The sequence below is a fragment of the Pseudomonas avellanae BPIC 631 genome (assembly GCF_000444135.1).
Lineage (GTDB): Bacteria > Pseudomonadota > Gammaproteobacteria > Pseudomonadales > Pseudomonadaceae > Aquipseudomonas > Aquipseudomonas avellanae.
The window spans coordinates 23,296-33,366 of sequence record NZ_ATDK01000213.1 but is presented as its reverse complement, the minus strand read 5'-3'; the positions used below and the strand labels follow the sequence as shown (position 1 = coordinate 33,366).

Sequence of the window (10,071 nt, the reverse complement as noted above, 5' to 3'; positions counted from 1 at the left end):
TGTTTTCGAAAAAATCAGCCACCAACTAACGGAAAATTCAAATCTTATCAATAGCTTAGCTTGCAGGTTATGGGTAACTTATTTCGAAAACAGTACACTAGGAGTCACACAGTTTCTCTGGCAAGAAGACGAAAATACCAACTACGCACAAGGTATGATTGAGCGGCTGTTTGGTTTTTTTGAAGATAACCCGAAAGTGCCACAGGCACTTATCGCAAGCGAAGACGGTGACGTAACGCGGAACCTATATCGCGAACGCGGTACCCCAGGCTTGCAAAAAAATACTCAAGTAGTGCCAACAGTATTCGAAAGCATGACAGGTCTGCTGATTACTCGCTCGGACCGGGTGGATCGCTACATTCGTCCTTATGCGACTAACGACGCAGAAGACAACCAGAACAAAGATACCGATCTGGGCAAGCTTTGGGCTTTCTACTGGGAGCAGCCGCGTAAATTCAGAAAAGTCTATCAGGACGCGCAGAAGACTAAAGGAATTAAAGATCCATTAGGCCCAGGCACCATGTCCACCGCCTACTGGCAATCCCAACTCCCCACCCTCTGGAAAACCATCAGCAACCGTGGTCCTGGCAACTTCGAGCCCTCCCCTTGGCTGCCGATCCGCTGGGGGCAGCATCAGGTCAAGGAGTTCGACGCCGCGCCGGTTCTCGGCTACCTGCATCGTCCGATCAAGGCGTCCATGCAGGATGAAAACGGCAAGCGCCTGAAACCGGCCTTGCAAGCCAAAGCACTGCAAGCCGCCTGGATTCAGGCGCTGGACACTCTGCCAGAAGGCCAGAAACCTGTGCGGGTGTTCTACGACAGCACCAACAACCCTGAAGCCGAAATTGCTCTGAACAACGCCCTGCACGACCTGAACAAGGACGGCCACGGCCTTGAACTGGGCAATGTTGAAGAAGGTTACGACATCGGTCGCCGTCTGGGTAATACCGGGGTCAGCGGTGCGCTGGTCGAGATCAATCTGGCGACCATCGCCAGCTACAAGGACGGCGGCGTCAGTGCCGTGGTCTACGCAGGCACAGATGGCAGCCTGACCGTGCAAATGGTCCGCCCACCCGATGAAGCCCGCAAGGCGAAGAACAGCCAGAACCGTGGCGCAGACCCGTTTACCTATGGTTCGCCTTAACGGTCACTGCACCCTCAATTGGAACAAGGAAGAAATATGTACACGCGTTTTTGTCAGGCCGTCGTAGGGATGCATTTAGTCGCCGGGATGGTTCTATTGGCGGGCTGTACGCAAGAGTCCGTGTCCCCGTGTGACGAGTTGATGGGTGACTACGCTACAAAGCCCAAGAATCACCCAAGGATTCGTATCGAGAAAAGCGGCGAGAATTTCTTGTTCACGCATCGCGAATCAGGCGCACAGGTCAGCGAACCACTCACGCCGTTACCCACTGCCGAAATAGTGGAAATGTTTGAAGGCAAGATAGTCCCGCCTCGCTGCATTCTTACCGCGGATGGCATGAAGATAATGAAGCTCCCCGCTGGCAGCGGCGTTAATCCCACTGAGGATCCCGATCGAAAACTTTCGCAGTATCCCGAGCCTACCCCCTTCCTCATGGGCATATCTGCGGGAGTAGCGGCCGTACTGGGTCTTTACCCGGTACCTCATCAAGAAACACTCAAGGATATCGACGAGGAAGATGAGGACGACGACGGTTACATTTACAGCAAATAACGTACTGTTCGTGCCGGAGAGACAGTCATCGACCATGGAAATAGTCTTTTCCTCAACCTGCAAATAAAGAAAAGCCCCGACTCTTACAAGCCAGGGCCTCCTCTTACCGCACCAACCTCTACTCCTGAACCACCCGCAGCATGCGCTGCGGCGCAGGTATCTCGATGCCTGCGTCCTTCAAGCGGTCACGCGCTTCGATGTTGAACATCGAGCTCACGTCGCCCATGTCGCCGGTCTTGGTCCAGACGCGCAGCGACAGGGTGATTGCGTTTTCGCCCAGCGTTGCCACCACGGCCTGCGGGGCCGGGTCTTGCAATATGCGGGGGTCGTCGGCCATGTCCAGCAGGACCTGCAGTGCTTTTCTCAGATCAGCATCATGGCTGACGCCGATGTCGAACGAGATCTTGCGGGTCGGCTGTCGGTTGGTGTTGGTAATGATGCCGTTGGACAGGTTGCCGTTGGGCATGATCACGGTGCGGTTATCGCCGGTGCGCAGCACGGTGTGGAAGATCTGGATGTTGTCGACGGTTCCCGCGACACCCTGAGCTTCGATCCAGTCACCAATGCGGAACGGGCGAAACAGCAGAATCAGCACGCCGCCCGCGAAGTTTGCCAGGCTGCCCTGCAAGGCCAGGCCGATGGCCAGACCGGCAGCACCGATAGCGGCCACGAACGAGGTAGTTTCGACGCCGATCATCGATGCGACGCTGACCACCAGCAGGATTTTCAGAATGATGTTCGCCAGGTTGCTGACAAAGCCCTGCAAGGCCAGATCGGCGTGGCGCAGCGCCAGCAGCGCACCCAGTTTGCCGGTGAGCCTGTTGATCAGCCACCAGCCTACGCACAGTGTGACCAGTGCCAGCAGCAAACGGCTGCCGTATTCCATGATCATCGGAATCCACGCCTGCGACGCTTGCCACAGATGACCGACTTCTGCGTTTAAATCCATCGTTATCTCCTTACCCGTCACGAACTGACATCGAAGCGGCGGCGGGCTGCCGTCGCTTCAACGCTCAAGGCGATTCGGACTGGCCGGGTGACACAGGGTTCCCCGGCGCTCAGTGCAAATATTCAGTCGCGGAAGTTGTTGAACTGCAGCGGCATGCCCGAATCGTAGGCGCGCAGTGCAGCGATGGCCTCTTGCAGGTCGTCGCGCTTCTTGCCGGTAATGCGTACCTGCTCGCCCTGAATGGCGGCCTGGACCTTGAGTTTGGCTTCCTTGACGTGAGCGACGATTTTCTTCGCCAGCTCCTTGTCGATGCCTTCGCGCAGTACAGCTTCCTGCTTCATCAGTTTGCCGGATGCGTAGGCGTCTTTGACTTCCAGGCATTTGCCGTCGATCTTGCGCTTGACCAGCGCCAGCTTAAGAATCTCGATCATCGCTTCCAGCTGGAAGTCGGCTTCGGCGGTCAGCGTAACGGTCAGTTCCTTGAACTCGAACGTGCCTTTGCCTTTAAGGTCATAGCGGCGGTCCAGCTCTTTGATGGCGTTGTCGACGGCATTCGTGACTTCGTGTTTATCCAATTCGGACACTACGTCGAACGAGGGCATGTATGTTCTCCAGATAAACGGCGTGCGCACGATTTGGGCACGCATGACTTGACGGTGTGAAAGAACGCTCATTATAACGAGACTTTTCCTGCGTTCACTGTGAGCCTTTCATGCACATCCCTGTTTTCACGTTCAGCAGACCGTTTCAGTACGTGATCGTGCCGCGCTGATGGCCATTATCTGGCATGTACTCGGTGCGGGCAGCCTTGGCAGCCTGTGGGCAACGCGGCTGACACGGGCGGGCTTTCCAGTGCGCCTGATACTGCGCGACGCCGCCAGACTGGCCACGTATGAAGCCGATGGCGGCTGCGTGACGCTGGTCGAGGGCGACGTGGCCCAGGCTTATCCGATCGAGGCGCAAACTGCTGCGCACAACGAGCCTATTGAGCGTCTTCTGGTTGCCTGCAAGGCGTACGACGCTGAACAGGCGGTTGCGCAGGTGGCAACGCGCCTTGCGGCCAATGCCGAGGTGATCCTGCTGCAGAACGGTCTGGGCAGTCAGGACGCGGTGGCTGCGCGAGTTCCCTATGCCCGCTGCCTGTTCGCGTCCAGTACCGAGGGCGCGTTTATGGAGTCGGACTGGCGCGTCAGGTTCGCCGGCCAGGGTTTTACCTGGCTGGGCGATGTGTCGAACCCGATGGCACCGTCACTGTTGCAGGATGTGCGCGACAGCCGCATTGCCCATGAATGGACGCCCGACATCCTCACCCGCCTGTGGCGCAAGCTGGCGCTCAATTGCGCGATCAACCCGCTGACGGTGCTGCACGACTGCCGTAACGGCGGGTTGCTGGACCACGGCGACGAGGTGGCGACGCTCTGCGCCGAGCTGAGCGAGCTGCTGGCCTGTTGCGGTCAGCCAGCCGCCGTGCTGGGGCTGCACGATGAGGTGCTGCGCGTTATCCAGGCGACGGCGGCCAATTACTCATCCATGTATCAGGACGTGCTTCACGGGCGCCGAACCGAAATCAGCTATCTGCTGGGGTACGCCTGCGCAGCGGCGTTAAGCAATGGCTGCCCGACACCGTACTTGCAGCAATTACAGATGCATCTGACAGCCCATCTGGCACGCAAGGGTTTGCGTACTGACTAGCCCGCGCTACCCTGCTCGCATCACACCTCAATGCGGCTCGCCCAATGCCTTTGCGTCAACGCCTGGAAAACCTGCCGGTCGGTCAGAAACTGCTGGCTGCGCTGCTGGTCCTGATGACCACCGTGCTGCTGGTCGCCAACCTGACCTTCATCGGCGCCGCCTATTACATCTCTCAAGAGGCGATGGCGCCACAGGCCTTGCAGACCATCGGCCGGCTGATCAGCAGCGCCAACCTAAACGAGCGGGCCTTGTACTCGCCGACCGAGGCACGCGCCCTGCTCAAGGAGCTGAAAAGCTACGGGCCGCTAAGAGCGGCCGCGCTGTATGACAACGACGGCGAGCGGCTTGAACAGATGCAACAGGGTCAGAGCCTTGAACTGCCCAGGCACTTCAAAGACCTCGATAGCTGGCGCCTGACCGAGTTTCGCAGCACGCAGGTGATCACCGTGCCCAAGGGAGACGAGCCGCCCGGGCATCTGTTGCTGGTAGCCAGCAGCGAGCTGCCGCCCGCGTTCTATACCGGCACGCTGACCGCCAGCCTTGGCATTCTGGTGTTCAGCGTGTTGCTGTGGCTGGTGGTGGCGCGGCAGATCAGGCGCTTGATCACCGAGCCTATCTACCAACTCGAAGAGTTGTCTCGGCAGGTGACCCGCGAAGAAAACTACGCCTTGCGCGCGGAGCCCGGCAACGTCGATGAAATCGGCAGTCTGGCCGAGGCGTTCAATACCATGTTGTCGCGAATCGAGGCGCGCGAGCAGCAACTCAAGCGCGCCCGTGACGATTCCCAGGAAGCCTACGATCAGGCCCAGGGGCTGGCCGAGGAAACCCGCCACACCAACCGCAAGCTGGAGCTGGAAGTTCAGGTGCGCAGCAAGATCGAGAAGAAGCTCACCGGTTTTCAGAACTACCTCAATAGCATCATCGATTCGATGCCTTCGGCGATGATCGCGCTGGATGAGCAGTTGTACGTGACCCAGTGGAATCAGGAGGCGACCGCACTTTCCGGGACGACGCTGGACGAGGCGCTGAATCAGCCGATTTTTCTCGCATTCGAGCCGATGCGTTCGTTTTTGCCGCAGATCAAGCACACGGTCGAGCGGCACAGTGTGACCAAGATCGAGCGTGTGAACTGGATCAAGAACGATGAGACGCGCCACTATGCGTTGACTTTCTACCCGCTGACCGGCGATGCCGGGCGCGGCGTAGTGATCCGCATCGATGACATCACCCAGCGTATTTCCCTGGAAGAAATGATGGTGCAGTCGGAGAAAATGCTGTCAGTCGGCGGGCTGGCGGCGGGCATGGCGCATGAGATCAACAACCCGCTGGGGGCGATTTTGCACAACGTGCAAAACATCCGACGGCGCCTGTCTCCGGAACTGCCAAAGAACATCGAACAGGCCGAGGCCGACGGCATCGATCTGGCGCAGGTCAATCTTTACCTGGAAAGCCGCGACGTGCCGAAGCTGCTCGACGGCATTCAGCAGGCCGGTGCAAGAGCTGCGAAAATCGTCAGCCACATGCTCAACTTCAGCCGTTTGAGCAGCCGTCAGCTGTCGCCCAGCGACTTGCCGGCACTGGTTGATCAGGCCGTGGAGATCGCCAGTAACGACTTCGACCTGACCATCGGTTTCGACTTCAAGGGCCAGCACATCATTCGTCAGTTCGACGCGGAGCTCGGTCCGGTGCCGTGCATCGCCAACGAGCTGGAGCAAGTGCTGCTGAACTTGCTGAAAAACGCTGCTCAGGCGATTCACCAGCGACCCGAGAGCGAGGAGCCCGGACGAATTATCCTGCGCACTCGTCTCAATCCGCCGTGGGCCGAGATTCAGGTGGAAGACAACGGCATCGGCATGTCGGAGAGCGTTCGCAAACGTACGTTCGAGCCGTTCTTTACCACCAAGGAGATTGGTCAGGGCACCGGGCTGGGTCTGTCGGTGTCGTACTTCATCATCACCAACAACCACAAAGGCCAGATGGAGGTGCAGTCCTCCCTCGGCACGGGCACCTGCTTTACCCTGCGCTTACCGCTGGTAGCCAATCAGGTGAATGTTCAGCAGCAGGTCATTTCCAAGTCTTGATCAGGAATCGTAGCAATGGGCTTTCGTTTGTCGAAGATATACACACGCACTGGCGACACCGGAGAAACCGGACTGGGCGACGGCCGTCGGGTGCCCAAGGACCATCCACGCGTCGAAGCGATCGGTGAGGTCGATACGCTCAACAGTCAGCTCGGGCTGTTGCTGGCGGGGCTTGTTGATGAGGCTCGGCGCGTGCCGGCGCTTAACGAAGTGATCGAGGTGCTTGTGCCCTGCCAGCATCGGCTGTTCGATCTGGGCGGGGAGCTGGCGATGCCGACTTACAAGGCGCTGAACAGTGCAGAGGTGAAGCGGCTGGAAGCGGCCATTGATGTGTGGAATGAAGAGCTGGGGCCGCTGGAAAACTTCATTTTGCCCGGTGGCTCGACGTTGATCGCCCAAGCGCACATCTGCCGCAGCTTGGCCCGCAGCGCCGAACGCCGCTGCCAGCATTTGAACGCAGTCGAGCCATTGGAAGGCGCCGGGCTTGCGTACATCAACAGGCTGTCGGACCTGCTGTTCGTCGCTGCGCGACTGATCGCCAGAAGGCAAGGCATCGCCGAGATACTCTGGGAGCCCGCGCCCAAGCCGGTTTGATAGGCCAATTCGCAGACCTGTGACACGAGGCGTTCCGACGCTGGAGCGTGCGGAACGATAACTTCAACCATCGTGCGACGCTCTGCGTCGTATGCCGTTCTGGACGCTCCGCGTCCTCTGGTGCGACTCAAACGATCTTGTCAGGCCAGAACGCGCGTATTCCCGCCACGCCCTGTGCGCCGCTTTCCCAGGCCTGTTGGCGCTGCGCAGGGCCTACGCCGCCCAGCAGAAAGACGGGCTTGTTGAAGCCTGCGATCAATTGCGCCGCCTGCTCCCAACCCAGCGGCTGTGCATCCGGGTGAGTCAGGGTGGGCTGAACCGGTGACAGGGTGACGAAATCCACGCCCATCTGCTCTGCCAGTGCCAGCTCTTCGGCGCTGTGGCAGGACGCAGCCAGCCAGCGACTCTCGGGGAACGGACGCCCATTACTGGCGTACTTGCGCAGTTGCTGTGCCGTCAGGTGCCAACCAGCGGAAGGGAAGTCGCCCAGCCACTCCAGAGGGCCTTTGAGCATGAGTTGCGCCTTGCCTGCACACAAACCTGCCGCATCCACCGCCAGATCGCGGTACTTCGGGTCATAGCCACCCGGCGCTCGCAGTTGCACCAGCTTGATTCCGCCTGCAATGGCCTTCTGCATACCGCGCAGCAACTCGATGTTGTCCAGCCCTTCGGGCGTGATCAGGTACTCGCCGGGCAAGCGTGCCGCGGCGACGATCGGCTGATTGGCTGCCGGAAAGTCGTAATTGGCCAGCTCACGAGGGCTCGCCCAGACCAATGGCTGCCCTTCTGCACCGTGCGGTTCGCCCGTGAAGGCCGACACCTCCCACACATCAAGCAGCACCTGCTTGTCCGGGTAATCATGGCAAACCTTGATCAACGGACGCGCCACCGTCACCACAATGCCCAGTTCTTCCTGCAGCTCACGTGCAAGCGCCATCTCGACAGTCTCGCCCGCCTCGACCTTGCCGCCAGGAAACTCCCAGAGGCCGCCCTGATGCTGAATGTCGGCGCGTCGGGCGATCAGTACCCGGCCGTCGGTACCACGAATGACGGCGGCGGCCACATGAACTCGTTTCACGATCAGGACTCCTCCAGACCAGCCTGCTGCCAGCGCTTGAATGCAGGCCACTGGTAGAGGGTTTCAACGTACGCCAGCGCCTCGGCAGGCAACTGGACACGATAGCCGCGCAGGCGAATCGCCACCGGCGCAAAGAACGCATCGGCAATGCTCGGTTGACCAAACAGGAAGGGGCCCGTCTCGACAGCAGCAGCGCGGCACTCGGCCCACAGCGCAACGATGCGGTCGATGTCGTTCTGGGTGTCGACAGAAATCACTTCCAGCGCCTGGTCACGACGCAGGTCCATCGGCATGTTAGAGCGCAGACTGACGAAACCACTGTGCATCTGCGCACAGGCCGAACGAGCCTGGGCGCGAGCGGCGATGTCACGCGGCCACAAGTCGGCGTCAGGGAAGCGCTCGACCAGGTATTCGCAAATGGCCAGCGAATCAATGATCGTACCGTGCTCGCACTGCAGCGCAGGCACTTTGCCGGTCGGCGAATACTGGAGAATGTTATCGCGGGTATCAGGCTGGTTGAGGCGGATAACTTGATCGGTGAAGGGCGCACCGGTCATTTCCAGCACCAGCCAGGGGCGCAGCGACCAGGAGGAGTAGCGTTTGTCGCCGATAATCAGATGCAGGCTCATGGTTCAGCTCCATTGAGTCCGGCACGAAGTCAGGATGACCCCACGCCAGACATTGAATCAGGTGCGGTATTCGGCGTTGATCTTCACGTACTCGTGAGAAAGGTCCGTGGTCCAGATGGTTTCACTGCAATCACCACGACCCAGTTCGATACGGATGGTGATTTCGGCCTCGGCCATGACCGCCGAGCCCTGCTCTTCGGTGTAGGTCGTGGCGCGGCAACCCTGGCTGGCGATGCACACGCCACCCAGGAACACGTCGATCTTGCTCACGTCCAGGTCCGGCACACCGGCACGGCCGACAGCGGCCAGAATGCGACCCCAGTTAGGGTCGGAGGCAAACAACGCAGTCTTGATCAGCGGCGAGTGGGCGACGGCGTAACCGACATCCAGGCATTCCTGATGATTGCCACCCCCGTTGACTTCCACGGTGACAAACTTGGTCGCGCCTTCGCCGTCACGCACGATGGCCTGAGCGACTTCCATGCACACGTCGAACACGGCTTTCTTCAAGGCTTCGAACAGCAAGCCTTTGGCTTCGGTGATTTCAGGCAGATCAGCCTGGCCGGTGGCAATCAGCATGCAGCAATCGTTGGTCGAGGTATCGCCATCGATCGTGATGCGGTTGAACGACTTGTTGGCACCGTCACGGATCAGGTCCTGCAGGACGCTCTGCGAGACGTTGGCGTCGGTGGCGATGTAACCGAGCATGGTCGCCATGTTCGGGCGGATCATGCCTGCGCCTTTGCTGATGCCGGTCACCGTGATGGTCACGCCGTCGTGCGTGAACTGGCGGCTGGCACCTTTGGGCAGCGTGTCGGTGGTCATGATCCCGGTCGCCGCAGCGGCCCAGTTATCCACAGACAGATCGTCGAGCGCGGCTTGCAGTGCACCTTCGATCTTTTCCACCGGCAACGGCTCGCCGATCACGCCCGTCGAGTAAGGCAGCACCGCCGACGCATCAACGCCAGTCAGTTGCGCCAGCGCCTCACAGGTGCGACGTGCTGCAACCAGACCCGGCTCACCGGTGCCAGCGTTGGCATTGCCGGTGTTGGTCAGCAGGTAACGCACGTTGCCTTGCACGCGTTGTTTGGCCAGAATGACCGGCGCCGCGCAGAACGCATTCAAGGTGAATACACCAGCCACGCTGGAGCCTTCGGCACAGCGCATGACCACGACGTCCTTGCGCCCCGGGCGTTTGATGCCGGCAGACGAAATGCCAAGTTCAAAACCGGGAACCGGGTGCAGCGCAGGCAAAGGACCAAGACCAACAGCCATCGGGGTGTGCTCCTCAAGGAGTGTGGCGCCGTCCATTCCGGTACGGCAATCAATGAAAAAACGCCGCGACGGGCAAG

Annotated in this window: 10 protein-coding genes; 5 read left to right on the top strand and 5 right to left on the bottom strand. The window is 59.7% G+C overall.

Annotated features, from left to right (window positions below; genetic code table 11):
* Together DW49_RS0108150 and DW49_RS0108145 are read left to right on the top strand one after the other, a co-directional pair.
* Positions 1–1,144, top strand: a 1,144-nt coding sequence (locus DW49_RS0108150) for a type VI lipase adapter Tla3 domain-containing protein (RefSeq protein ID WP_241478693.1), incomplete at its 5' end; no start/stop codon positions are given.
* A gap of 36 nt (positions 1,145–1,180) precedes the next feature.
* Positions 1,181–1,696 carry a hypothetical protein gene (locus DW49_RS0108145; RefSeq protein WP_024419759.1) on the top strand — a complete coding sequence of 172 codons (516 nt, stop codon included), beginning with the start codon at positions 1,181–1,183 and terminating at the stop codon, positions 1,694–1,696.
* A gap of 118 nt (positions 1,697–1,814) precedes the next feature.
* Here the strand turns inward: DW49_RS0108145 and DW49_RS0108140 are convergent, their stop codons facing one another.
* Positions 1,815–2,645: a mechanosensitive ion channel family protein gene (locus DW49_RS0108140; protein WP_003380976.1), complete on the bottom strand. Its 831-nt coding sequence runs from the start codon at positions 2,643–2,645 to the stop codon at positions 1,815–1,817.
* Between the two features lie 122 nt (positions 2,646–2,767).
* Entirely contained in the window at positions 2,768–3,247 is a 480-nt protein-coding gene (locus tag DW49_RS0108135) for a YajQ family cyclic di-GMP-binding protein (protein WP_003380977.1), read from the bottom strand.
* A 169-nt stretch (positions 3,248–3,416) separates the two neighbouring features.
* On the opposite strand from DW49_RS0108135, the gene DW49_RS0108130 reads away from it, so the two are divergent.
* From DW49_RS0108130 to DW49_RS0108120, 3 genes are read left to right on the top strand one after another with little or no spacing between them, the layout of a single operon-like run.
* Positions 3,417–4,337: a putative 2-dehydropantoate 2-reductase gene (locus DW49_RS0108130; RefSeq protein ID WP_005620279.1), complete on the top strand. Its 921-nt coding sequence runs from the start codon at positions 3,417–3,419 to the stop codon at positions 4,335–4,337.
* Between the two features lie 44 nt (positions 4,338–4,381).
* The gene (locus tag DW49_RS0108125) at positions 4,382–6,418 is read left to right on the top strand and encodes a sensor histidine kinase (RefSeq protein ID WP_005620281.1); all 2,037 of its coding nucleotides are present in this window, start codon (positions 4,382–4,384) and stop codon (positions 6,416–6,418) included.
* A gap of 15 nt (positions 6,419–6,433) precedes the next feature.
* Positions 6,434–7,012, top strand: coding sequence for a cob(I)yrinic acid a,c-diamide adenosyltransferase (locus tag DW49_RS0108120; protein ID WP_005620282.1), 579 nt, complete (start codon positions 6,434–6,436; stop codon positions 7,010–7,012).
* A gap of 127 nt (positions 7,013–7,139) precedes the next feature.
* Here DW49_RS0108120 and DW49_RS0108115 read toward each other — a convergent pair whose 3' ends face one another.
* Genes DW49_RS0108115 through argJ form a run of 3 tightly spaced genes read right to left on the bottom strand, consistent with a single transcriptional unit; the run spans position 7,140 to position 9,994 of the window.
* Positions 7,140–8,090 carry a Nudix family hydrolase gene (locus DW49_RS0108115; RefSeq protein ID WP_005620283.1) on the bottom strand — a complete coding sequence of 317 codons (951 nt, stop codon included), beginning with the start codon at positions 8,088–8,090 and terminating at the stop codon, positions 7,140–7,142.
* 2 nt (positions 8,091–8,092) lie between these two features.
* On the bottom strand, positions 8,093–8,719 hold the full coding sequence (locus DW49_RS0108110; protein WP_005620286.1) for a glutathione S-transferase family protein: 627 nt from the start codon (positions 8,717–8,719) through the stop codon (positions 8,093–8,095).
* A 57-nt stretch (positions 8,720–8,776) separates the two neighbouring features.
* The gene (argJ, locus tag DW49_RS0108105) at positions 8,777–9,994 is read right to left on the bottom strand and encodes a bifunctional glutamate N-acetyltransferase/amino-acid acetyltransferase ArgJ (RefSeq protein ID WP_005620288.1); all 1,218 of its coding nucleotides are present in this window, start codon (positions 9,992–9,994) and stop codon (positions 8,777–8,779) included.
* Positions 9,995–10,071: the final 77 nt, after the last annotated feature.

What these genes read in the sequence shown, in the direction of transcription:
- DW49_RS0108140 (WP_003380976.1), bottom strand. Translation starts at nt 2,645, where the DNA reads ATGGATTTAAACGCAGAAGTCGGTCATCTGTGGCAAGCGTCGCAGGCG.
- DW49_RS0108130 (WP_005620279.1), top strand. Translation starts at nt 3,417, where the DNA reads ATGGCCATTATCTGGCATGTACTCGGTGCGGGCAGCCTTGGCAGCCTG.
- DW49_RS0108135 (WP_003380977.1), bottom strand. Translation starts at nt 3,247, where the DNA reads ATGCCCTCGTTCGACGTAGTGTCCGAATTGGATAAACACGAAGTCACG.
- argJ (WP_005620288.1), bottom strand. Translation starts at nt 9,994, where the DNA reads ATGGCTGTTGGTCTTGGTCCTTTGCCTGCGCTGCACCCGGTTCCCGGT.
- DW49_RS0108125 (WP_005620281.1), top strand. Translation starts at nt 4,382, where the DNA reads ATGCCTTTGCGTCAACGCCTGGAAAACCTGCCGGTCGGTCAGAAACTG.
- DW49_RS0108120 (WP_005620282.1), top strand. Translation starts at nt 6,434, where the DNA reads ATGGGCTTTCGTTTGTCGAAGATATACACACGCACTGGCGACACCGGA.
- DW49_RS0108145 (WP_024419759.1), top strand. Translation starts at nt 1,181, where the DNA reads ATGTACACGCGTTTTTGTCAGGCCGTCGTAGGGATGCATTTAGTCGCC.
- DW49_RS0108110 (WP_005620286.1), bottom strand. Translation starts at nt 8,719, where the DNA reads ATGAGCCTGCATCTGATTATCGGCGACAAACGCTACTCCTCCTGGTCG.